Origin of the sequence: Paenarthrobacter sp. OM7 (assembly GCF_029873575.1) — a bacterium.
Taxonomy (GTDB): domain Bacteria; phylum Actinomycetota; class Actinomycetes; order Actinomycetales; family Micrococcaceae; genus Arthrobacter.
In genome coordinates this window covers 1,064,047-1,085,316 of sequence record NZ_CP123579.1, presented here as the reverse complement: position 1 = coordinate 1,085,316, position 21,270 = coordinate 1,064,047, and the positions used below count along the sequence as shown (strand labels likewise).

The 21,270-nt window shown below is 62.8% G+C and carries 23 protein-coding genes and 1 pseudogene; 10 read left to right on the top strand and 14 right to left on the bottom strand.

All coding sequences use genetic code 11. The annotated features are described in order from the left end of the window. Positions 1-16 precede the first annotated feature (16 nt). Positions 17-796, top strand: coding sequence for a type I methionyl aminopeptidase (gene map, locus QEH68_RS05075; RefSeq protein WP_280627029.1), 780 nt, complete (start codon positions 17-19; stop codon positions 794-796). Between the two features lie 69 nt (positions 797-865). On the opposite strand, the gene QEH68_RS05070 is transcribed toward map, so the two are convergent. Then, positions 866-2,206 carry an HNH endonuclease signature motif containing protein gene (locus tag QEH68_RS05070; RefSeq protein WP_280627027.1) on the bottom strand — a complete coding sequence of 447 codons (1,341 nt, stop codon included), beginning with the start codon at positions 2,204-2,206 and terminating at the stop codon, positions 866-868. Positions 2,207-2,487: 281 nt separating this feature from the next. Between QEH68_RS05070 and QEH68_RS05065 the strand changes: the two are divergent. Both QEH68_RS05065 and QEH68_RS05060 read left to right on the top strand, forming a co-directional pair. Beyond that, positions 2,488-2,637 (top strand): annotated as a pseudogene (locus QEH68_RS05065) (agmatine deiminase family protein); the annotation flags it as partial. Positions 2,638-2,649: 12 nt separating this feature from the next. Continuing rightward, complete coding sequence (locus tag QEH68_RS05060; protein ID WP_280627025.1) at positions 2,650-4,188, top strand: APC family permease; 1,539 nt, start codon at positions 2,650-2,652, stop codon at positions 4,186-4,188. Positions 4,189-4,281: 93 nt separating this feature from the next. Here the strand turns inward: QEH68_RS05060 and QEH68_RS05055 are convergent, their stop codons facing one another. The 3 genes from QEH68_RS05055 to QEH68_RS05045 form a co-directional block, all read right to left on the bottom strand. After that, positions 4,282-4,827, bottom strand: a complete 546-nt coding sequence (locus QEH68_RS05055) for a hypothetical protein (protein ID WP_280627023.1) — start codon at positions 4,825-4,827, stop codon at positions 4,282-4,284. A gap of 216 nt (positions 4,828-5,043) precedes the next feature. After that, positions 5,044-5,346, bottom strand: a complete 303-nt coding sequence (locus tag QEH68_RS05050) for a DUF4193 domain-containing protein (protein ID WP_207596486.1) — start codon at positions 5,344-5,346, stop codon at positions 5,044-5,046. 126 nt (positions 5,347-5,472) lie between these two features. Further along, positions 5,473-5,676, bottom strand: coding sequence for a hypothetical protein (locus QEH68_RS05045; protein WP_280627021.1), 204 nt, complete (start codon positions 5,674-5,676; stop codon positions 5,473-5,475). Between the two features lie 363 nt (positions 5,677-6,039). Here QEH68_RS05045 and QEH68_RS05040 point away from each other — a divergent pair, with 363 nt between their 5' ends. After that, a complete protein-coding gene (locus QEH68_RS05040; RefSeq protein WP_280627019.1) occupies positions 6,040-6,528 on the top strand; it encodes a CPBP family intramembrane metalloprotease in 489 nt (162 codons plus the stop codon). Here the strand turns inward: QEH68_RS05040 and lhgO are convergent. From lhgO to QEH68_RS05000, 8 genes are all read right to left on the bottom strand, one after another. Then, positions 6,525-7,745 (bottom strand): L-2-hydroxyglutarate oxidase, encoded by a 1,221-nt coding sequence (gene lhgO / locus QEH68_RS05035; RefSeq protein WP_280627018.1) that lies wholly within the window; start codon positions 7,743-7,745, stop codon positions 6,525-6,527. The genes QEH68_RS05040 and lhgO overlap by 4 nt on opposite strands. Positions 7,746-7,900: 155 nt before the next feature. Further along, a complete protein-coding gene (locus tag QEH68_RS05030; RefSeq protein WP_207596483.1) occupies positions 7,901-8,395 on the bottom strand; it encodes a DUF805 domain-containing protein in 495 nt (164 codons plus the stop codon). 221 nt (positions 8,396-8,616) lie between these two features. Next, complete coding sequence (locus QEH68_RS05025) at positions 8,617-10,167, bottom strand: long-chain fatty acid--CoA ligase (RefSeq protein ID WP_280627016.1); 1,551 nt, start codon at positions 10,165-10,167, stop codon at positions 8,617-8,619. A gap of 12 nt (positions 10,168-10,179) precedes the next feature. Beyond that, positions 10,180-11,505, bottom strand: coding sequence for an MFS transporter (locus QEH68_RS05020; RefSeq protein ID WP_280627014.1), 1,326 nt, complete (start codon positions 11,503-11,505; stop codon positions 10,180-10,182). A 38-nt stretch (positions 11,506-11,543) separates the two neighbouring features. Next, complete coding sequence (locus QEH68_RS05015) at positions 11,544-11,999, bottom strand: MaoC family dehydratase (protein WP_207596477.1); 456 nt, start codon at positions 11,997-11,999, stop codon at positions 11,544-11,546. A 39-nt stretch (positions 12,000-12,038) separates the two neighbouring features. Beyond that, positions 12,039-13,256 (bottom strand): acyl-CoA dehydrogenase family protein, encoded by a 1,218-nt coding sequence (locus QEH68_RS05010; RefSeq protein WP_280627013.1) that lies wholly within the window; start codon positions 13,254-13,256, stop codon positions 12,039-12,041. Between the two features lies 1 nt (position 13,257). Beyond that, positions 13,258-14,148 carry an amidohydrolase family protein gene (locus QEH68_RS05005; RefSeq protein ID WP_280627011.1) on the bottom strand — a complete coding sequence of 297 codons (891 nt, stop codon included), beginning with the start codon at positions 14,146-14,148 and terminating at the stop codon, positions 13,258-13,260. 2 nt (positions 14,149-14,150) lie between these two features. Then, complete coding sequence (locus QEH68_RS05000; protein ID WP_280627010.1) at positions 14,151-15,101, bottom strand: SDR family NAD(P)-dependent oxidoreductase; 951 nt, start codon at positions 15,099-15,101, stop codon at positions 14,151-14,153. Positions 15,102-15,240: 139 nt separating this feature from the next. Between QEH68_RS05000 and QEH68_RS04995 the strand changes: the two genes are divergently transcribed. The 3 genes from QEH68_RS04995 (at position 15,241) to QEH68_RS04985 (ending at position 16,800) form a co-directional block, all read left to right on the top strand. Continuing rightward, positions 15,241-15,699, top strand: a complete 459-nt coding sequence (locus QEH68_RS04995; protein ID WP_207596470.1) for a MarR family winged helix-turn-helix transcriptional regulator — start codon at positions 15,241-15,243, stop codon at positions 15,697-15,699. Between the two features lie 101 nt (positions 15,700-15,800). Further along, positions 15,801-16,028: a hypothetical protein gene (locus QEH68_RS04990; RefSeq protein WP_280627007.1), complete on the top strand. Its 228-nt coding sequence runs from the start codon at positions 15,801-15,803 to the stop codon at positions 16,026-16,028. A gap of 40 nt (positions 16,029-16,068) precedes the next feature. After that, positions 16,069-16,800, top strand: a complete 732-nt coding sequence (locus tag QEH68_RS04985; RefSeq protein ID WP_207596466.1) for a DUF72 domain-containing protein — start codon at positions 16,069-16,071, stop codon at positions 16,798-16,800. A 5-nt stretch (positions 16,801-16,805) separates the two neighbouring features. Here QEH68_RS04985 and QEH68_RS04980 read toward each other — a convergent pair whose 3' ends face one another. Then, positions 16,806-17,267, bottom strand: a complete 462-nt coding sequence (locus tag QEH68_RS04980; RefSeq protein WP_207596464.1) for a GatB/YqeY domain-containing protein — start codon at positions 17,265-17,267, stop codon at positions 16,806-16,808. 100 nt (positions 17,268-17,367) lie between these two features. On the opposite strand from QEH68_RS04980, the gene QEH68_RS04975 reads away from it, so the two are divergent. Next, positions 17,368-18,084, top strand: a complete 717-nt coding sequence (locus QEH68_RS04975; protein ID WP_280627976.1) for a 3-keto-5-aminohexanoate cleavage protein — start codon at positions 17,368-17,370, stop codon at positions 18,082-18,084. 55 nt (positions 18,085-18,139) lie between these two features. Here QEH68_RS04975 and QEH68_RS04970 read toward each other — a convergent pair whose 3' ends face one another. Further along, complete coding sequence (locus tag QEH68_RS04970; protein WP_280627004.1) at positions 18,140-19,435, bottom strand: NAD(P)/FAD-dependent oxidoreductase; 1,296 nt, start codon at positions 19,433-19,435, stop codon at positions 18,140-18,142. Positions 19,436-19,559: 124 nt separating this feature from the next. On the opposite strand from QEH68_RS04970, the gene QEH68_RS04965 reads away from it, so the two are divergent. Next, positions 19,560-20,345: a histidine phosphatase family protein gene (locus tag QEH68_RS04965; protein WP_280627002.1), complete on the top strand. Its 786-nt coding sequence runs from the start codon at positions 19,560-19,562 to the stop codon at positions 20,343-20,345. Further along, positions 20,329-21,243 (top strand): NAD(P)H-hydrate dehydratase, encoded by a 915-nt coding sequence (locus QEH68_RS04960; RefSeq protein ID WP_280627001.1) that lies wholly within the window; start codon positions 20,329-20,331, stop codon positions 21,241-21,243. The genes QEH68_RS04965 and QEH68_RS04960 overlap by 17 nt, the downstream gene beginning before the upstream one ends. Positions 21,244-21,270 lie beyond the last annotated feature (27 nt).

Sequence of the window (21,270 nt, the reverse complement as noted above, 5' to 3'; positions counted from 1 at the left end):
ACGAGAAAGGTGCCGCATGATTGAGATCCTGAGCCCCACCGAACTGGACCGGGCAAAAGAGGCAGGCGCGCTGGTTGCCAACATCCTGCAGACGCTGAAGCGCCGGGCAACAGTGGGCACAAATCTCCTGGATATCGACCGCTGGGCCAAGTCCATGATCCTCGAAGCCGGGGCCGTCTCCTGCTATGTCGACTACGCTCCTTCCTTCGGCCGCGGACCGTTCGGCCACTACATCTGCACAGGTGTCAACGACGCCGTCCTGCACGGCCTCCCCCGAAACTACGCACTGGCCGACGGCGACCTGCTGACCCTCGATCTGGCTGTCTTGAAAGATGGAATCGCAGCCGACTCGGCGATCAGCTTCATTGTGGGTGAATCCAAGCCCTCGGAGAGCGTTGCGATGATTGAGGCCACCGAACGCGCCCTGCGAGCCGGGATTGCGGCCGCCCGGCCAGGAGCCCGCATCGGAGACATCTCCTATGCCATCGGGTCGGTCCTCAGCGACGCCGGCTACCCCGTCAACACCGAGTTCGGTGGCCACGGCATCGGGTCAACCATGCATCAGGATCCCCACGTTCCCAACATGGGACGGCCCGGCCGCGGATACAAACTCCGCCCCGGCTTGCTGCTCGCTTTGGAGCCCTGGGTGATGGCAGACACCGCACAATTGGTCACAGACGCCGACGGCTGGACGCTTCGAAGCGCAACAGGCTGCCGCACGGCGCACAGCGAGCACACCGTCGCCATCACCGATGGTGAAGCCGAAATCCTCACTCTGCCGACGCTGGCTTCCTAGCCGAAAACGGCCCAGCGGCGGGAGCTAAAAGGCCCATCGGATCCCCATCCGGGTTCCGACACCTCTGGATCATGTTCTGGAGGGTCGGTGTCCGGGGAGTGGTGGGGCTTTGGAGTGGTAGGTGTGTCCGGTGGGTGTGCTGATGTGCAGGGTGTGGGTGTCTGCGGGCAGGGGTGTGGCGTTCCAGCCGGGGTTTTCCTTGGTGTGGTTGCACGCTTCGCAGAGCCCTGCGGCGTTGTCCAGGGTGGTGGTTCCGCCGGAGTGCCAGGGCACGATGTGGTCGATGTGCCGGATGGGCGCGTCGCAGTACGGGGTGCGGCAGGTATGGTCCCGGGTTTGGATGAATCGCCGGTGTCGGTGTGGGAAGAGCCGGGCTTTGGAGTCCATGGCCAGCAGTTCCCCGCTGCCGGGCGCGGTGTAGAGCCGCCGGACCCAGACCGCGAAGTCCCGACCCGGCCCTATCGCGGCTTTCGTCCCGGCCCGGCCGTGTGTCTCTTCAGCGCCGATCAGGGTTCTGGCCCATTCCGCGGGGACGATGCCGTAGCCCTGCAGCCTGGCCGGTTCGCTGCCTCCCTGAAAGAGGGTGCGGTCGGTCATGACGAGGTCCAGGTTGATGCCCGTAAACCCGGCCCGGGTGCCGGTGACACGTTCGACCAGGGTGTCGGCCATGCCCTGCCCACGGCCCCGGGGATCACCACTGGAACGGGCAGCATCAGCGGACTGGGTCAACGCCGCATACACCGCCACCCCTTGGGCGACCGGGAGCAGCGCGGTCAGATACGTCATGGTGTCCGGTGCCGGGCGCAGACTCACCATCCGTTCGCTCGCGGCGTGGCTGGCCCGTTGAGCCACCGACCGAGGATCGCGCCGGTAGGCGGCGGCCTTCACGGCAGCGACCAGGGCCCGGTCACCGAAACCCTCGAAAGTCCCGGCATCGGGAGCGAGTTCCTCATCCACCGCGGCCCGGTCCTCAACACTGAGGCAGGCTGTTTCCTTTACGAGCAGTGTGGCCCGCCACTCGTTCAACAGGCCCTTGTTCAACGCCGCCAGCGTGTGTGGCATCTCCATCACCAGGGCCTTGGCAAGGCCCAACAACCTCGAGCCCCGGTTCGGTGATTCCCGCCGCGCCAACGCCACCTGCGCACCCACGCCCTTGCCACGCTCCGCCGCAGGGACTCCGGCCTCGGCCTGTTCAGCCCGCTGCGCCAGATCAAACGCCACAGCAATCTGCGCCTGCAAACCGGAGATGGCTGACTTCATCTCCTCCAACACCCGCAACTGATCGATCAGGTCACCGCTGACAGTGCTGGGCTGAACTGAACTGCCGGCCTGAGCCAGCACCCGGGACAGAGCTGGAAGAGGCACAGCAGAGACCGCCGCCCTCGCTTGCCCGTCCCGGATCTGCTTCATACCCCAACTCTCGCAAGAGGCACCGACATTATTACCCCCGCCCACCCCGGCGAACCACCCGTTCCCGGGACCGTACGCCAGTCACGATTGGAAGCCATTCGGTTTGCGCCTTGCGCTTTGGGAGTGACTCGCGCCATACTAAATGAACGCTATTCATTTAGTGACTGTCGTCTCACCGGAGTACATGCCGCCATGATTGAAACCTGCCTGCCTCGAAGTCCCCATTCCCGGGTCGGCGTCGAGCCCGGGACACGTACCCCGCGATCCTCCAAGTTCCCAACAGTTTCAACGACCCCACGGACGGGAAAGCGCTCCGCAATCTTGCCGACCCGTACCCCGGACGCCGCGTGATCGGTGTTGACACGCGCGAACTCTTCACCCGGGGCGGCGGCATGCACTGCATCACGCAGCAACAGCCTTCGGCCATCTAGAAAGGGCCTCTTATGAGCCAGACAATCCGCCGCAGCGGCAGTGACGCTGCAACGTCGCACGACATCAGCGGCAAGGGACTGAAGACGGGGCAGTTGGGGCTCCTCGCCGTCGTCGTTCTTGGCATTTCAACCATCGCCCCGGCGTATACGCTGACGGGCGCCCTTGGCCCTACGGTCAACGAAGTGGGGCTGCAACTGCCCGTGATCTTCCTGATCGGCTTTATCCCGATGATCCTGGTGTCGCTCGCGTACCGGGAACTTAACGCAGACTCCCCGGACAGCGGCACCACGTTCACCTGGGTCACCAAAGCGTTCGGCCCCTGGGTGGGCTGGATGGGTGGCTGGGGCCTGCTCGCGGCCAATATCATTGTCCTGTCCAACCTGGCGGGCGTCGCCGTGGACTTCTTCTACCTGTTCCTGGCGCAGGCCACCGGCTCACCGGAGCTCGCCGATCTCGCCTCCAACAAGCTCCTTAACGTCGCCACGTGCTTCGTATTCGTGGCCTTGGCCGTCTGGATCAGCTACCGGGGCCTGCACACCACCAAGATTGTGCAGTACGGCTTGGTGGGCTTCCAACTGCTGGTCCTTGGACTTTTCGTGGGCATGGCCTTCGCCAACTGGTCCACGTCAGAGACCGCTGTTCCCTTCAGCTGGGACTGGTTCGACGTCACCAAGATCGAAACCTTTGGCCAGATCGCAGCCGGCATCTCGTTGTCGATCTTCGTCTACTGGGGCTGGGATGTCTGCCTGACCGTGAACGAGGAAACCGCCAACGGCAAGAAGACCGCCGGACTTGCGGGCACTCTCACGGCCGTCATAGTCCTGGGCATCTACCTGCTGGTCACCATCGCCACCATGATGTTCGCCGGCGTGGGTGACACAGGAATCGGCCTGAACAACGAGGAAAACCACGCAAACGTTTTCACCGCACTCGCCTCACCCGTAATGGGCCCGTTCGCAATCCTCATGTCCCTCGCCGTGCTCTCCAGCTCCGCGGCGTCCCTGCAGTCCACCTTCACGTCGCCGTCCCGCAGCCTGCTGGCCATGGCGCACTACGGGGCCCTGCCGGAACGCTTCAGCCACATGAGCAAGAAGTTCTCGACGCCGGGCTTCGCCACCGTCGCGGCCGGCGTCCTGTCCGCGGGCTTCTACGCGGTGATGCACGTGATCAGTGAGAACGTCCTGAACGACACCATCCTGGCCCTGGGCCTGATGATCTGCTTCTACTACGGGCTCACCGCCATCGCCTGTGTTTGGTACTTCCGGAACAGCCTGTTCGCCAATGCCCGGAACTTCTTCCTGCGGCTCGTATGCCCGTTGATTGGTGGCGTAGGCCTGTTCGTGGTGTTCCTGCAGACCGCAGTGGACAGCTGGGCTCCGGAGTTTGGCAGTGGCTCGGAGATCTTCGGGGTGGGACTGGTATTCGTCCTCGGCATCGGCATCCTGGTATTGGGCGCCGTTGTCATGCTGATCATGTCCCGCGTCCGGCCCGGGTTCTTCCGCGGCGAGACAATCCGGAAGGATACCCCGGCTTTGGTGGTGCCTGAATAACGAGCGTCGAAAACGCTGAAAAGCGGCCAGTTCGCCCGGAAAGTTCCGGCGAACTGGCCGCTTTCGTACATTCTCGGCGACCCGCGGCTTCAATCACCAGCGATGGGCGACGTCCACTACCAAGCGGGAGCCGCCGTCGGGCCCGTCCAAGGTGAAGACCCTGAACGGAAGCCGGGCACGGACACCCAGCCCAATGCTCGTGGTGCCCTCAAAGCTGCCGGCATAAACCACCTGGCGGAAGGTCTGATAACCGGAGACGTTGGAGAGCTCCGCTTTGGCTGCGGGCAGGTAGGTGGGCTGGCTGTACTGGTTATAGGACGGCGCAGTCACCACCACTTGCAGGTCTGCGTCACCAAGCACGGGGATCGGGTAGCCGGTGGCGTCCTGGGTGATTACCGGGACATAGCGGACGGAATAGCCGGCCACCTTTCCGGTCATGTCGATCACCAGACGGTCGAAACACGGCTGTTGGCCCGTGCGGACATTGGTGACGTAGGCGGAACTCATGTCGGGGTCGGCTTTGGCCAACGAACCCCAGGCAAGTCCGCAGTATGATGCCGCCGAGGCAGGCCCCGGCGCCGCCAGACCGAGTCCGGCTGCGGCCAGGACGGCTGCCAGACCCGCTCCAATTTTCCTCATTTTTTGTGCCCCCTTCAGGCGAAGTTGATACTTCAACATTAGGAGGACGCAAGCCACTTTGGACTGGTTGTTGCCGCTTCGGCGCATAACCGTTAAAGGGGCAACAAGGTGGTCACGGGAGGGACATCAAATACCAAATCCACGGCCGGTGCGGGCAGTTTTTAAGGGCCTTCGCACCCATGTTCGTGATCGAAGATAACGAGACCCCGGCGTTATCTAGCCTTCGCAGTCCTTGCAGAACTTGAGGCCGTTCTTTTCGAGCGCAATCTGGGACCGGTGACGGACCAGGAAACATGAACCACAGGTGAATTCATCCGACTGCTCCGGGACAACAATGACGGTCAGCTCTTCACCGGAAAGATCAGCACCGGGAAGGTCGATACCTTCGGCAGTGTCGTTTTCTTCGACGTCGATGACTGCAGTCTGTGCAGCGTTGCCACGGGATGCCTGAAGAGCCTCAAGAGATTCAGCCGGAGAGTCTTCTTCGGTCTTGCGCGGGGCGTCGTAATCAGTAGCCATTGAGGGTTCGCTTTCGTTGCTGCATAGTGCCTATTCCGGCACCTCAGTGAAGCAGTTTAGGGCATACTCCCCGCGTTTAACGAATAGTGTGCCCAACGCAACATATGGCAGCTTTCGCAGCGTTCTCTATGGCTCTGGCTGCACCCTCACAGTGTGCGATTGGATGGCCTGGGCGCTGGCCACCGTCACGCCGCTCAGCGCGGGCAGCCACGCCAGACGGTGCTCGTCCCTGGCCTCCACTTCAGCGCAATCCAGGACGTAGGCGGCCTCGATCCATGCCCCCAAGGTGGTGCCGAGACGGGTTGCCAGCGAAGCCAATGAAGCGATCATGCGGCAACCGTATCCAGCCTGCGTTTGGGGTCAGTTTCCGTCTGGTCACAAGCTTGTTAACTACTCGGCTAGGCTCGCATGATGAACACTCGGGGGATGCTGTTGCCAACTAACTCTTGTAACCAAGCTGGAGCAACCTCCTCGCCGCCTCCGGCAATATCACTGAAACAGGCTTTGTGGGCCCTGATGTGGATTGCCGTGTACGTTGCCGCAGTCTTTTTGGGAATGGTTGCAGCGGGATTGTCCGGCCTGGTTCATTTCACTGCAGAAACCGCTGTTCCAGTCATCCTCGGAGGGGCAACAGCAGCCGCAATGCTGGCAACATACGTACATTTGGTTCGAAGAAACCAACTCACTCCGAGCATGCTCGGATTCCGACGCTTTGACTCACGCATGCTGCACTTGCTCTGGCAGATTCCCACAGCCATCGTGGCTTCCGCCTGCGCCCAGGGTCTTTTCCTGGCTCTTCTCAGCCTCTTTGGAGTGGACGGCGCTGCGTCCAGTTCCTCCAACGGTGCGCTGGGCCGGGTTGCCGAACTTCCGGCACCGCTGATTGGCCTGACCGTGCTCATCGCTGCCGTGTTGACCCCTCTCTGGGAAGAAGTCCTCTTTCGGGGAGCTTTTCTGAGCGGGTTGATGCAACGTTGCAGGCCGTTGGCAGCCGCGGCAATTTCAGCGGCAATCTTTGCCGCTGTCCACCTGGTCCTGTTGACCTTCGTATATCTCTTTATGCTCGGCATGGCCCTGGCGCTTCTGAAAAAATTCCACCAAAATCTCTGGGCGCCCGTACTTCTGCATGCTGTCAACAACGCTGTGGTGCTGCTCATCATCTTGTCGGCTACGCAAAATTAGCCACCCTGCAGCGCCTGCTCCACGATGTACTCCGCGATGGCCATCGACGACGTCGCCCCCGGCGATGGTGCGTTACGCACCAAAACCGTGTCCCGGCGTCGCGCAATCACAAAATCGTCCACCAGCGAGCCATCACTGTTCATGGCCTGTGCACGCACACCACGGGTGCCGGGCAGGATGCTGGCGCCTTCCAAGGACGGAACAAAGCGCATCGCTTCCCGGATGAATTTCTTCCGGCTCACTACGGTCTGGAATTCTCGGACCGCCGACGGCACATTCTGCCGGGCAAAATTCCAGAAGCCCGGAAAGAGCGCATAGCTGGCAACATCACTCATCTTCACCTGGTTCCAGGCATAGGACTCCCGCCCGAAGGAGATGAAGGCATTAGGGCCAAGCATCATTTCGCCGTCAATCCGCTTGGTGAGGTGCACGCCGAGGAACGGGTGTTTGGGGTCCGGCACGGGATAGATCAAGCCCTTCACCTGGTGGCGGGCTTCGGGGCCCACCAGGAAGTACTGGCCGAAGAACGGGACGATTTTCGGGTTGGCCGGCTCGCCAGTCGCCTCAGCCAGACGGTCCGACTGGAGCCCCGCGCACGCCACCACCAGGTCAAAATGTTCGCCACCATCCCGGGTGGTCACCACTACCCCACTGGCCTGCTGCTCCAGCCCGAGTACTTCCTGCCCCAGCCGGATGGTCCCGCCCATGGCTCGAACGTCCTCGGCGAGCGCCTCGGTAATGGCCGTATAGTCGACGATCGCCGTTTCCGGCGAGTGCAAGGCAGAAAGTCCGACGGCGTTCGGCTCCACCTCGTGTATCTGCCCGCCGCCCAGCATCCTCACTCCGGGGACACCGTTGGCTGTGGCCCGGGCGAAGATGGCGTCCAAACGCGTGGACTCCTCCGGTGTCTGGGCGATCACCAACTTGCCGCAGGCCTCATAGGGAAGGTTCTTCGCGGCGCAAAATTCCCGCAGCAACTCCACTCCCCTGCGGCACAGCCTTGCTTTCAGCCCTCCCGGCTCGTAGTAGAGGCCCGCATGGACCACACCCGAGTTGTGGCCGGTCTGGTGTGCCGCGAGCCGGTTTTCCTTTTCGTAAATGGTGACCTGGACGCCGTCGAGCGTGGTGGCGAGCTCCCTGGCCACCGCAACACCGATGATTCCACCGCCCACCACGGCGCAACGCCTGATGGTTCTCCTGCGTGGACGGTTGGGCATGGCACTCCTCGTCATTGGGGCTCGGTCCGCGTCAGTCCCAGCATGTCATGTCCGCCGGGGCGGAATGGTGAAGGGGGTCAAAGAGGGCACAAAAAAGGGCGGCACACGAGGCGCCGCCCTTTTTCGTTGGAGCGTTTTACTTAGTGCTTGGCTGACTATGCAGTCGGCTGGTCAAAACGCTGGCCGGCCGGGTTGGACGGCAGAAGCGAGAACACCAGCAGCGCAAGTCCGCCCAAGCCGGGAATCAGGCCGATCAGGACGAGCCACCCGCTGAAGTTGCCATCGTGGAGGCGGCGAACCAGCAGGGCGATGGACGGGATGAGGATTGCCAGGTAAAAAACGACGGCCAGAATCAGGCCGACAACAGAGCCCGGGCCAGGAGTGGTGGTTCCGTTTGCAGAAACGGTGGCGCCGGCGCTGCCAAGAACCAGGGTCAGGATCTGCAGGACGAAGCCCACGACACCCAGAACCAGTGCCACCCACCAGTATTCGCTGCGGCTGGCGCGGCCGCTGAACGCGGTGTACTTCTTGAAGAAACGCTTGACGGCTGCACCGATCGGAGCGCCGTAGTACGGTGCCCACAGCGGCGGTTCGCCAGCCTGTGCGGTGTAGGGCTGGGTCTGCTGCGGTTGTTGCGGGTAAGTGCTCATTGGTATATCCCCCGGGGTTAGGTGTGAGTCGTTACGATGCGTTCGTACTCAGGTGATGAGTCGTGCCTATCGTAATGCCCCCGAGGCCAATTAGGCAGTTCGATGGATGAAATTAACCCGGATTTAGCCTGATAACGGATTATGTCGGCCGTTGGCTGCTCTCAGACCCCTCATTACCCGACACGAATTACGTCGATTTCCACCGGGCCCGACCGGCGGCGTCACAGGGCGTAGTGCTTCCGCAGGTCCGTCTTGCGGATCTTGCCGCTGGCCGTGCGCGGCATTTCCTCAACGAACACCACTGACTTGGGGATCTTGTATCGCGCCAGCCGGCCGTCGAGATGCGAGCGCAGTTGCTCCTCGGTCAGGGAACTTCCGTCCCGCAGGGTGACGATGGCGCGGGGCACTTCACCCCAGGTGTCGTCGGCAACGCCGATCACCGCCACGCTCCCTACCGCGGCCAACTCCGCGATGGCCGCCTCAACCTCGGCCGGGTAGATGTTCTCCCCGCCGGAGATGATCATGTCTTTGATCCGGTCGGACACGAACAGGAATCCCTCCGCGTCCTGATGGCCCATGTCGCCGGAGCGGAACCACGAGGAATCCGCGTAGCTGTCTGCGGTGGCTTCCGGGCGGTTCCAATACTCCTTGATGACGTTGGGCCCGGAGATCTGGATTTCCCCTACCTCGCCCACGGGAGCAACGCCGCCCATCGGACCGGCGATCCGCACGTCCGTGAAGAAGTGCGGCAGCCCGGCAGATCCGGCCTTCTCCTTGGACCGCGATACCGGCAGCATCGTTGCGCCAGGCGCGGTCTCGGTCATGCCATAACAACTGGTGAATCCAATACCGCGGGCCTCATATGCTTCCAGGACCCTGCCCGGTACCGCGGAACCACCGCACGTGAGCTTATCCAGGGAGCTGAGGTCCGCCGTCGACCATCCGGGGTGATCACAGAGCATCTGGAAGGTGGTGGGAACGCCGTTGAGCGTGGTGATCTTGTGCCGGCCCACCAACTCCAGGACCCGCCCGGCGTCGAACTTCGCTTCAAGCACCACGGTGGCTCCTTTGAGGAGCATGGGAAGCAGACCCATATCCAGGGACGCTACGTGGAACAGCGGCGAGATCATGAGCGCTACATCGTTGCGGTTCAGGTCCATGTCCACCACCGTGTTGATGCAGTTCCACGTGATGTTGCCATGCGTCAGCAGCGCGCCTTTGGGCTTGCCGGTGGTGCCGGACGTGTAGAGGATCATGGCGGCGTCGTCCAGCGTCACGGTCTCATCAAGCGGCTCCGCGGTTGCAGCGTCAAGCACCTCGCCATAGTGCTCGACGCCGGACGGCAGCTTATGGGCGGAACCATCAGTGCCGCCGTCGGACGCCACTACAAGACGGTGGGTTACCACTGTGTCGGTCACGGACGCGGAGGCCACGACGTCCAGGGCCTCGGCGTTGATCAGGAGCCGCGCGCCGGAATCCTGCAGTTGAAACTGCAGCTCCGGAGCCGCCAAGCGGGTGTTCAACGGAACGAAGATCGCGCCCAGCAGACCGCAGGCGAAGAACGTCTCCACAAAGGACGCGTGGTTCTCACCGAGGTAGGCCACGCGGTCCCCTTTGGTTACTCCCCTGGTTTTGAGGGCGTGGGCCAAACGGTCGGTGCGGTCGGCGAGCGCGTCGTAGCTCAGCGCTTGATCACCGGAAATGAGGGCCGTTGCGGTTCCGGACTTATTGCGGCGGCGGTGCAGCCAGGATCCAACTCCGTTGTTGTCCATGGTGTGCTACTCCTAACTGACCGTTGAAAGGTCGTTGTTCTTAGACTCCCGCGTCAGCAGGATGAAGACAATCGATACCAGCGACATGATGGACAGGAACACCACCACGGGGACGATGCTTTGGCCGGAGTCCTTATAGAGGCCGGCCACAATGCCCGGTGTGAAGCCCGCGCCGATCAGGCGTGCCAATTGGTAGCCGACGGCTGCCCCCGTGTAGCGGTTGGTGGTGCCGAACTGTTCGGAAACAAACGCGGCGAGGGGTCCGTAGAGGGACGAGTGCAGAACCAGCGCCACCGTGAAGGCCAGGAAGACCAAAGCGATGTTGCCGGAGCTGAGCATCCCGAACATGGGGAACAGGTAAAGGATGAACAAGGCCAAGCCAGTCACCATGACCGGGCGGCGGCCGAAACGGTCCGAGAGCCTGCCGCCCAAGAGGACGAACAGGATGGAAATGGCCGAGGCACCTGCGAAGGCATAGAGCACGCCTTGCTGTGGTGCGCCCTTGGATACGGCGTAGGTCACGGAGAAGGTGGGCAGTACTACCTGCAGTCCGAAGCCGGCGGCACCGGCAAACATGATCATGATGAGCGCCTTGGGGCGTTTCAGAACTTCCAGGAGCGGGATCTTGCGCTTGGTCCCCTGGGCACTTTCCTTGGCCACGGCTTCGGCAAAGATGGGGCTTTCGGAAACCCGCAACCTCACGAACATGCCCACGATCAGCAGCACGAAGGACAACAGGAACGGCACCCGCCAGCCCCATGCCAGGAATGCGTCCTGCGGGAGGGCGGAGAAGATGCCCATGACCACGGTGCCCAGGACAGCCCCGGTGGGTGCGCCAGCGTTCACGAACGACGCCGCGAAGCCTCGCCTCTTGGGATCGGAGTGTTCCAGGGCCATCAGTGCGGCCCCACCCCATTCACCGCCGACAGCGATCCCCTGGCAGACGCGCAAGACCACCAGGATCACAGCTCCCCACGGGCCAATGACGCTGGCTCCCGGAATCAGGCCAATCAACGTGGAGGCAATGCCCATCATCGCCATGGACACGATCAGCATGCCCTTGCGCCCTATGCGGTCGCCGAAGTGGCCGAAGATGATGCCGCCCAAGGGACGGGCAACATAGCCTGCCGCGAACGTGGCATAGGCAGCAACTACGCCAACCCATTCATCGGTGCCTGCGAAGAAGACTTTGGGGAAAGCGACCGCTGCCGCTGTTGCGTAGAGCAGGAAGTCGTAGAACTCGATGGTGCTGCCCAGATAGCTGGACATGATGACCGTGCGCGCCTCTTTGCGCTTGGCGGCCGTGCTCGGCTGTGCGAGCGCAGTGTGTCCTGACATGGCTGTTCCTTGGGAGAGGAGGGAAGGGAATTGGATCTTTATTTGTAGAAACGGGCCAGGAATTCGGCCACGACAGCGGGGCGTTCCTGGCCTTCGATTTCAATGGTGGCGTTGACCTTGATCTGGGCGCCGCCCTTGACTTCGGTAACTTCGGCGATGCTGCCGTTCATACGGACTTTGGAGCCGACCTTGACCGGGGAGGTGAAGCGGACTTTGTCCAGGCCGTAGTTGACCTTGGTGGTGACCCCGTCTACGTCGAACAGTTCGCCCCAGAAAGGGATGATCAGGGACAGGGTGAGGAAGCCGTGCGCGATCGGAGCCCCGAACGGACCGCTCTTGGCGCGCTCGGGGTCGGTGTGGATCCACTGCTGATCGTCCGTGGCGTCAGCGAACAGGTTGATCTGCTGCTGGGTAATCTCGCGGTAATCGGTGGTGCCGAGGTCCTTGCCGGACATGGTGAGCAGGGTGTCGAAATCGACGACGAGATTGGGCATCTTTGCCTCCTGGCAGTTGGTGTTGAGGTTTGAGAAGGATCAGTTGGTAAAGGCGCTGGCGCCGGTGAGGGCGCGTCCCACGATGAGGGCGTTGATCTCGTGGGTGCCTTCGTAGGAGTAGACGGCTTCGGCATCGGCATGGAAACGCGCGACGTCGGCCGCGAGGGTGATGCCGTTGCCGCCCACCACTTCACGGGCAAAGGCGACGGTTTCGCGCATCATCAAGGACGTCTGCATCTTGGCCAAGGCCGAGTCCTGGTCCCGGTAGATGCCCCATCCCTGCTGCTCAGTCAGCCGCACCACCAGTGAAAGCGAAGCGGTGATGTTGCCGAGCATCCGGGCCAGCTTCTCCTGGACCAGCTGGAAGGACCCCAGCGACCGGCCGAACTGCTGGCGTTCCTTGACGTAGGCCAGCGCTGCTTCGAACGCGCCTGCTTGAATGCCGGTGGCGATCCAGGCTACGTCCGAGCGCATCGCCCGAAGCATCGAGGCAACGTCCTTGAACGAATTCACCTTGTGGAGGCGCATGGCCTCGGGTACGCGGACCTTGTTCAGGGTGATGTGGGCGTTCTGCATCATCCGGAGCGAGGTTTTGCCATGGATCTTTTCCAAGCTGACGCCGGTGGCGGTCCGGTCCACGAGGAACGCTTTGACCTGTCCATCGGCAACGTCCCTGGCGAACACACACAACACATCGGCCGTCGAGGCGCCCCCGATCCACCGCTTTGCGCCGTCCAGAACCCAGCTTCCGCCGTCGGGACCTTCTTCGAAACGTGCGGTAGTGGAAAGCCCTCCGGCGATGTCCGAGCCGTGCCCTGGTTCGGTCAGCGAGAAGACACCTTTGAGGGAGAAGTCGATGACCTTGGGCATCCACTCGCGCTGCTGCTCCTCGGAAGCACCAACACGGATCGCTGTCCTGAACAGCCCCGCCTGGGCGGTGTACCAGGTTGCCAACGAAGCGTCCGTGCGGGCCAGTTCGAAGATCCGGAAGCCGTGGTAGATCCCTCTTGCCGGCCCCTCCACGGTGAGATCGGAAGGTTCCATCACGTCAAGATCGATCAGCGGCTGAGCCAACTGCTCCGGGAACTCACCCCGTTCCCAGTACTCAGCCAGCAGTGGCTTCGCTTCCGCCTCCAGGAAGCCGCGCAGCCGACCCAAAACCTGACGCTCTTCAGTGGTGAGGAGTGCTTCGGCGTCGTACCAGTCCGCCACGGAATAGAGCCGCTGTTCCGCATTCGTTGCTGTACTCGTGGTCATGTCAGCCACCGAGTCCCAGCAGCCGGACAGCATTGTCCTTGAGGATCTTTGGACGGACTTCATCCTTCAGTGGCAGGTCAGCGAACGCACCCAGCCACTTTTGCGGGGTGATCAACGGGTAGTCCGTGCCGAACAGGACCTTGTCCTGCAGCACCGAATTCGAGGCTTTCACCAGCGACTCCGGGAAATACTTCGGCGACCATCCGGACAGGTCAATGAACACGTTGGACTTGTGCGTCGCGATCGAGTTCGCCTCGTCCTGCCACGGCACCGAGGGGTGGGCCATGATGACCTGCAGGCCCGGAAAGTCAGCGGCAACAGCATCCAGCAGCAACGGGTTGGAGTACGCGAGCTTGATCCCATACCCACCGGGCAGCCCTGCACCCATGCCGTTCTGGCCCGTGTGGAAAATACACGGCAGCCCAAGTTCCTGAAGGGTTTCCCAGAGCGGATAGAAGGCCTCATTGGACGGGTCGAAGCCCTGCAGCGAGGGGTGGAACTTGAAACCCCGGGCACCAAGTTCAACAGCCTGGTGCTTCGCCCCGGCGATTGCGTCCTCCCCCGTCCGAGGATCAACGCTGCCGAAGGGAATCAGCACATCGTTGTTCCGGGCAGCGCCCTCGATCAGCTCCGGGATGCTGTTGGGCTCATGCTTGAGCTGCGTCCGTGCGTCGACAGTGAAGACGACGGCGGCCATGTTCAGTTCGCGGTATACCTCAGCGATCCGGTCCAGGGACGGCGTCCTGTCCTCGGACTTGAAATACTTCGCCGAGGCCTCCGTCAGCGCTTCCGGGAGCGAGCCATGACCGCAGCTGTCCACTTCCAGGTGGACGTGCATATCGATCGCGTCGAGCTTCGCAACGTCGATGCCCAGTTCGTAGCGGTCGGCCATGATCAGCGGGCCTGCGCCGGTACGGCCGCCGGCTCGGGCCGGAGTTCCTCAGGCAGCGGCAGGAATTCCTCGCCGTAGCTCTGCAGCGCATCCGAACCAAACAGCGAAGCTGCATTCTCCTGCAGGGCCTCGTAGCTCCAGCCACCGTCGCGGTACTCGGTGGTGGCCGCCGTCGGGTGGGTCCAGACCTGGAGCCGGTCACCACCGGCACCGATTGCCTGGCCGGTAATCCCCGCGGCCGCGTCAGAGGCGAGGAAGGCAATCAGCCCGGCGACGTCGTCGGCCGTTCCGAAACCGAGGTCGTGGCGGAAGAACGCCGGCATGGCCTCGCCACGCTCGTCTGCTTCAACGGCCTTCTGGAAATACGGGACCGTCTTGGTCATCGCCGTCGCCGCCACCGGAATGACGGAGTTGACGGTCACGCCCGCCTTCTTCATCTCAAGCGCCCAGGTCCGGACCATGCCCACGATCCCGGCCTTGGCAGCGGCGTAGTTGGTCTGGCCGAAGTTACCGCGCTGGCCGGTCGGCGAACCGATGGTGATGATCCGCCCGGGAATGTTGTTTTCCTTGAAGTAGGCGAACGCCTCGCGGACGCAGGTGAAGGTTCCGCGCAGGTGGACGTTGATGACCAGATCGAAATCCTCATCCGTCATCTTCAACAGGCTCTTGTCCCGCAGGATCCCGGCGTTGGTGACCAGGATGTCCAGCCGGCCAAATGCTTCAACAGCACCCGCCACCAACGCCTTCGCAGCATCAGTGCTGCCCACCGGAACCACCACGGCGGCGGCCCGGCCACCGTCGGCCTCAATGTGCGCGACAGCCTCCGCAGCGGTTTCAGCGTTCACGTCATTAATAACGACGGCGGCACCCTGGCGGGCGAGCTCCCTCGCATAAGCGAGTCCAAGACCCTGTCCACTTCCAGTAACGATTGCAACCTTGCCGTTCAAGCTCATGGCGTGCTCCTTCGCATGCAGTAACCGGCCGGAGCCGGTGAGGCCGATCCCATTGCGTCGTGAGATCCTTGTCATGATCAATGAGAATACGGATCATTGAAAAAGTCAACGATTGTTTTTCATTACTATTGGAGTTGTCATGGGCCCGCAAAGCACCGAAGTGGAAACCCCGCGCTTGGCCGCAGCAAAAATCGGCAGCGATGTGGGCCTGTTGCTGGCCAAACTGCATGCCACGGGTTCACTGCTGAACAACAAGGCCCTGGCAGATTACGGACTCAGGGAACGGTCCTTCTCAGTGCTGACTCTTGCGTGCAGCGGGCTGGAACCTACGCAGCGGGAGCTCGCCGATTTCCTCAGCCTGGACCCCAGCCAGGTGGTCAGCCTTGTGGACGACCTGGAACACCGCGGCCTGGTCAAGAGGGCTCAGGGCAAACAGGACCGCCGGGCGAAGATCATCGTCTCCACAGCCGAGGGCCGGCGGATCCACAACAAGGCGAGGGCTGCCCTTGAAGTGTGCGAAGAGACCCAGCTTGCGGGACTCAGCGAGGACGAGAATGCCCAATTGAGGACCCTGCTGAAGAAGGCTCTCTGGGGCTAGGTGCCTGCCCCGGCCCGGATGGACATTTGCACAGCCGTGCCGTGACGGCGTATGCACCTGTCCATACCGGCCCCGGGTCGCTTCTGTCAGGATCGGGAAGTATGAACCTCCCACTCTTCCACGATCCCCTGCAGGGAGCCGTCACTGTCGACGCGCCCTCGCGCGATCCGCAGCTTCACCTCCCCGCCCGCACGTCCCGACGGCCTGCACACCCGGCAACGCGCAGCAGCAAACCCGGTTCCAATCCAACGCCCAGCGCCCGGCAGCGCGAAGTAGCCAAGGTGGCCGAAGATCTCCAGGCCCTGATGGCCCGGAGCGGCAAGCTGTAACACCCGGGTTGGGGAGGTCCAGCGCGGGTACATTCACACCATGGGCATCCACATCGGCACCTCGGGCTGGAGCTACGACCACTGGGAAAATGTGCTCTATCCGCCGGGGCTTCCGGCATCAAAGCGCCTGGCCCAGTACATGGCCAGGTTCACCACGGTGGAGCTCAACGCGAGCTTTTATCGCTGGCCCCGGGACACCTCGTTTGCGAGTTGGCGAAACCGCCTGCCTCCGGGCTTTGCCATGTCCGTCAAAGCGCCACGGGGACTCACACACGCCAAGAAGCTGTACAGCCCGGAGGTGTGGGTGGAACGGATCATTCGCTGCTGGCACGAGCTCGGCGACAAACGGGCCGTCCTGTTGGTCCAGCTCCCACCCGGTTTTGCCCGCGACGACGCCCGGCTGGACTACTTCCTGGCCGCCCTGCCCCACTGGATCCGAGTTGCCGTCGAGTTCCGCCACGACAGCTGGGACCACCCCGACGTCTATTCACTGCTGGAGCGCCACGGGGCCGCATACTGCATCATGAGTGGCGCCAATCTGCCCTGCATCCTGCGCGCCACCGCGCCGTTTGTTTACGTTCGACTGCACGGCCCGGACCATGAGCACCTCTACGGCGGCTCATACTCCGATGACGATCTCCGCTGGTGGGCGGAACGGATTCGGGAGTGGGACGGTTCCGGCAAGGACGTGTACGTCTACTTCAACAACGACGGCGGTGGTAACGCCGTGCGAAACGCTGACACTTTGCGGTGGCTGCTGGGGGTCAACTGACCTCGCTACGCCAAGCGTCCGCGCACGATCTCGCTGACAGTCTTGCCGTCAAAACGTCCTGCAACCTTGGCGGTGACGGGCTTCATCACGGCTCCGATGGAACGCATGGAAAGCTCTTGGCCATCAGCCTTCAGCGCCTGGACGGCGTCGTCGACGATTGCTTCCACTTCTTCCCTGGTCAGGGCCTTTGGCAGGTAAGCCTCGATAATTTCAGCCTCCGCCACTTCGGCGGCTGCGCGCTCGGATTCGCCGGCCTCCGTGTAGATGCGGGCAGTGTCCCGGCGCTTGGCGGCTTCCTTTTGGAGCAGTGATGTCACCTGGGCGTCGTCCAACTCGACCGGCGTCTTCCCGGACTTCTCACGGGTAGTAATCTCACCCAGCACGTTGCGCACTGTGGTCAGCGCAACCTTGTTGCCCGCCTTCATGTGGTCAACCACGTCGGCTTTCAGGCGTTCTTTGAGGGTCATGATGTTGCTCCTTGATTCGGGATTCCTTCTGCTATCTTCCCAGTTTGGCCGCTCAATAAGATCCCGCCCCACGGAGACAACCTCGTACCATGGGCGTGTGATGCTACAGGCTTGCCTCAACGGGGCTCGGAACGTCTCGCTCCACCAACGGCTGGCGGCAGATCCCGCCATGATTGCCCAGGAAGCGGCGGCGGCCGTGGCTGCAGGCGCCCACAGCCTGCATGTCCATCCTAAGAATCCTCAGGGCGCGGACACCATGGAACCGCACTACGTCACCCAATGGCTGCGCGCAGTGCGTCATGCCTGTCCTGACGTACCTGTGGGCGTGACAACGGGTGCCTGGACTTCCCCCGACGCATCGTCGCGCGTGAAGATGGTGGAGTCATGGCGTGAGGCACCGGATTTCGCATCCGTAAATTGGCACGAGGACGGTGCCGAAGAAGTGGCCGGCGCCCTTCACGCCCGCGGTATTGGCATCGAGGCGGGAATCTGGCATGCGGACGCTGCCCGCCGATGGGCCTGCTCGCCATTCCGGGCTGAATGCCTGAGGGTGTTGATCGAGCTACAGGACATCCCGGCCGAGGCTGTGGAAGGCGAGGCCAAATGTCTCTTGGAACTGTTGCGGGAACCAGCGGTCCAGGTGCCGACCCTGCTCCACGGCGAGGAACGGTCCACCTGGGCTGCGCTGAAGCTGGCAGCCCGGTGGGGATTGGACACCAGAATCGGTCTCGAAGATACGCTCCTACTCCCCCATGGAGAGCGCGCTGAAGGCAACGCTGAGCTGATTGCTGCAGCCAAGAACTTGCTTGCCGCCTGAAGAAGAAGCGCGGCTGTTCAACCAGGGACCCCGCAAAACAGCTGCCGGTTCCTCGTCAGGACCCCTGGGAAACCTCCGGGCCCGGTGGATCCTGTTCCGTTGGTTCCTTCTCAATCGGCCCGCTGACTACTACCTGCGCAGGGCTGTGAAGGAGGTAGCCGTTGAGCCAGGAGAACAAGGCACGGATCTTTTGCTGGAGCCCGGACAGCAGCGCCAGATGCACCAACAGCCAGGATAAGAAGGCGAAAATCCCCTGCAGCTGGATTCGCTTGCGACCCAACTCTGCCACTGCGGCGCCACGACCCACCATCGCCATATAACCCTTATCCACATAGTGGAAGGGCGTCCGGATGCCCCCGCCGAGGTCCGCAAGGATGTTCTTGGCGGCCCACTTTCCTGCCTGTTGAGCCACGGACCCCAGTTGCGGAAGCTTCGCACCGGTGGAGTCGGTGATGTTGGCACAATCCCCAATGACGTATACGCCCTTCGCGTCCGGAGCAGTCAGGTCCGGATGGACGTCAACGCGGCCTCCCCTTCCCTGCGTCAGCCCGGACCCGGCAATGAGATCGCCCGCTTTCAGGCCTCCGGCCCACACCACGATCTGTCCCGGCACGGAGCTGCCGTCTGCCAGGGTCACTCCGTCCGGCCGGACCTCGGTGACGCCCACTCCCATATGAAGGTGAACGCCCACCTTCTTCAAATGATCAGTGGCATAGCTCTGGGATTTCTTGGAGAACATGTTCAGGACACTGGGAACCATGTCCACCAAATGCACCCGGCATCGTGCTGCGAGCTCCGGCGAGAAATACTTGCTCACCACATATTTGACGTTTTCCGCCATCGCTCCGGCGGTCTCCACGCCGGTGGGCCCGCCTCCCACCACCACTACGTCGACGGAACCGTCGGGGTTTCTGTCGGCTTGGTCCAGCAGCCGGGTAAGGCCAGTGCCAAGCCTGGTGGCGTCCGTGACGGAATACAGCGGGAACGCCAACTCCTCTGCGCCAGGGGTATTAAAAAAGTTCGGAACGGCGCCGACTGCAATAACGAGGATCTTCGTGCGCAGGGTCTGTCCGTCTTCCGTGGTGACGGACCGCTGTGCTGCATCCACGGACTCGACCTTCGCCGTGAGGACCTTAACCGACTTGAAGCGTCGGAACACGGACCGGAGTGGCCGCGCAATTGCCGAGACCCCGATCTGGGATGTAGCTACCTGATAAAGGAGTGGCTGGAATTGGTGGTAGTTGTTCGAGTCGATCAGCAAGACCTTGACGCCCTTGCGCCCGAGTTCCTTGGCTGCCGCTACGCCCGCGAATCCGGCACCCACAACGATGACTTGATATGAGTCCTCCATGCGAGCAACTTACTTCACTGAAGGTCCGGGCGACAGAGGTTCCCGGACGCCGTCGTGCGTTTATTCTCTGGACCCGTGGGTACGCACTGGGTAGTGTTCTGCATTCGGCAACACACGCGGAGGAGTGATCTTTGTGAACGAGGACGGACTGACGGACGCAGTCCAGGAGGCCGGTGCCGTGGAGTTGCTGCTGATCCGGCACGGTGAAAGCGAAGGAAACGTGGCCGCGACGGAGGCACGCTTGGCTGGAGCGGAGGTTATCCAGGTTCCTGCCAGGGATCCCGACGTGAACTTATCCGGCACGGGCCGGGAGCAGGCGAAAGCACTGGGAACGGCGCTCGCCCGGATGGCCGAAGAGCTCCGGCCCGATGCTGTGGTTTCCTCCCCCTATGCCCGTGCCAGACAGACAGCGGAAATCGCTGTGGAGACCGCCGGCTGGCCTGTCAAGGTACTCACCGATGAACGCCTCAGGGACCGGGAACTGGGTATTTTGGACCGGCTGACGCGCTTGGGCGTCGAGACGAGGTACCCCGACGAAGCCGAGCGGCGGCTTTGGCTGGGCAAGCTGTACTACCGCCCGCCCGGCGGGGAGTCGTGGGCTGACGTCGCACTCCGCCTGCGTTCGATCCTGGATGAGCTCAACACCCTGGGAACAGGGCACCGGGTGATGCTGGTCTGCCACGATGCCGTCATCCTGCTGGTCCGTTACATCCTGGAAGGGATGTCCGAGGACGAAATCCTGGACCTGGCCGCGACCACGTCGGTGCTGAATGCGTCGATCACCCGTTACGTACGTCCCACCGGCTCAGGCCCGTGGGAACTGGAGAGCTTCAATGTGGCTGACCATCTGGCCGAGCAGGGAGTGGCAGTGACAGAACATGCAGGAGACGCCAGTGTCCACCCGCAGTGAATCCAGTGCCGCCATCCTGGTGACGCCCTCGCTGCTGCGTGACTGGCCGTTGCCGGCACCGGGCGAGGACAAGTACTCGCGGGGAGCAGTGCTGGTGATCGGAGGGGCCCGGACTACGCCCGGCGCGGCGCTGCTGGCCGGCACTGCGGCGCTCCGTGCCGGGGCCGGGAAAATCACCCTGGCAGTCGCCGAGTCCGCTGCGGTGCAGATTGGCGTGGCCTTGCCTGAATGCGGATCTGTTGGCCTGCCCGAAAACCCCAACGGGTCAGTGACCGGAGAAGGCTTGGACCGCATCGCCGGCGACCTGGAGAAGGCGGACGCCCTCCTCATTGGGCCCGGCCTGGACGACCTCGACCTCGCTGAGGCACTGCTGCGGGCGTTACTGGAGCAGGAACAGTCCGACGACGGCGGCGGCACCGCGGGAGGTCCCGCCGTCGTTCTTGATGCTTTTGCCCTGGGAGTGCTGGGCAGGATCGAGGAGGAGCTCGAACCGTGGCGGGGAAGGCTGATCCTGACGCCCAATCCGACGGAGACCGGCATATTGCTGGGCCGGGACGTGGAAGACCTCGAACGCGATGTTGCCGCTGTGGCAGACCGGTTTGATGCAGTGGTGAGCTGCCAAGGCATTATTGCCGGGCCCTCGGGCGCAGGTGGGAAGTTATGGAAGATCACCACCGGGTACGGCGGACTGGGGACGTCCGGCAGCGGTGACGTTCTCGCTGGCGCCGTAGCCGGTTTGCGGGCGCGGGGAACCAGCGATGCGCAGGCCGCCTGTTGGGGAACCCACCTTCACGCAGCGGCGGCTGACCGTTTGGCCAGCAAGCTCGGCCCGTTGGGTTTCCTGGCACGCGAGCTGGCCGACGAACTGCCGGCCCTGATGCTGGAGCTGAACACCTGAGCTTCAGCCCTGCGGCAGCCGGCCGGC

Excerpts from the sequence above, each read along its gene's own strand:
- map (WP_280627029.1), top strand. The coding sequence starts at position 17 with ATGATTGAGATCCTGAGCCCCACCGAACTGGACCGGGCAAAAGAGGCA.
- QEH68_RS05070 (WP_280627027.1), bottom strand. The coding sequence starts at position 2,206 with ATGAAGCAGATCCGGGACGGGCAAGCGAGGGCGGCGGTCTCTGCTGTG.
- QEH68_RS05060 (WP_280627025.1), top strand. The coding sequence starts at position 2,650 with ATGAGCCAGACAATCCGCCGCAGCGGCAGTGACGCTGCAACGTCGCAC.
- QEH68_RS05055 (WP_280627023.1), bottom strand. The coding sequence starts at position 4,827 with ATGAGGAAAATTGGAGCGGGTCTGGCAGCCGTCCTGGCCGCAGCCGGA.
- QEH68_RS05050 (WP_207596486.1), bottom strand. The coding sequence starts at position 5,346 with ATGGCTACTGATTACGACGCCCCGCGCAAGACCGAAGAAGACTCTCCG.
- QEH68_RS05045 (WP_280627021.1), bottom strand. The coding sequence starts at position 5,676 with ATGATCGCTTCATTGGCTTCGCTGGCAACCCGTCTCGGCACCACCTTG.
- QEH68_RS05040 (WP_280627019.1), top strand. The coding sequence starts at position 6,040 with ATGCTCGGATTCCGACGCTTTGACTCACGCATGCTGCACTTGCTCTGG.
- lhgO (WP_280627018.1), bottom strand. The coding sequence starts at position 7,745 with ATGCCCAACCGTCCACGCAGGAGAACCATCAGGCGTTGCGCCGTGGTG.
- QEH68_RS05030 (WP_207596483.1), bottom strand. The coding sequence starts at position 8,395 with ATGAGCACTTACCCGCAACAACCGCAGCAGACCCAGCCCTACACCGCA.
- QEH68_RS05025 (WP_280627016.1), bottom strand. The coding sequence starts at position 10,167 with ATGGACAACAACGGAGTTGGATCCTGGCTGCACCGCCGCCGCAATAAG.
- QEH68_RS05020 (WP_280627014.1), bottom strand. The coding sequence starts at position 11,505 with ATGTCAGGACACACTGCGCTCGCACAGCCGAGCACGGCCGCCAAGCGC.
- QEH68_RS05015 (WP_207596477.1), bottom strand. The coding sequence starts at position 11,999 with ATGCCCAATCTCGTCGTCGATTTCGACACCCTGCTCACCATGTCCGGC.
- QEH68_RS05010 (WP_280627013.1), bottom strand. The coding sequence starts at position 13,256 with ATGACCACGAGTACAGCAACGAATGCGGAACAGCGGCTCTATTCCGTG.
- QEH68_RS05005 (WP_280627011.1), bottom strand. The coding sequence starts at position 14,148 with ATGGCCGACCGCTACGAACTGGGCATCGACGTTGCGAAGCTCGACGCG.
- QEH68_RS05000 (WP_280627010.1), bottom strand. The coding sequence starts at position 15,101 with ATGAGCTTGAACGGCAAGGTTGCAATCGTTACTGGAAGTGGACAGGGT.
- QEH68_RS04995 (WP_207596470.1), top strand. The coding sequence starts at position 15,241 with ATGGGCCCGCAAAGCACCGAAGTGGAAACCCCGCGCTTGGCCGCAGCA.
- QEH68_RS04990 (WP_280627007.1), top strand. The coding sequence starts at position 15,801 with ATGAACCTCCCACTCTTCCACGATCCCCTGCAGGGAGCCGTCACTGTC.
- QEH68_RS04985 (WP_207596466.1), top strand. The coding sequence starts at position 16,069 with ATGGGCATCCACATCGGCACCTCGGGCTGGAGCTACGACCACTGGGAA.
- QEH68_RS04980 (WP_207596464.1), bottom strand. The coding sequence starts at position 17,267 with ATGACCCTCAAAGAACGCCTGAAAGCCGACGTGGTTGACCACATGAAG.
- QEH68_RS04975 (WP_280627976.1), top strand. The coding sequence starts at position 17,368 with ATGCTACAGGCTTGCCTCAACGGGGCTCGGAACGTCTCGCTCCACCAA.
- QEH68_RS04970 (WP_280627004.1), bottom strand. The coding sequence starts at position 19,435 with ATGGAGGACTCATATCAAGTCATCGTTGTGGGTGCCGGATTCGCGGGC.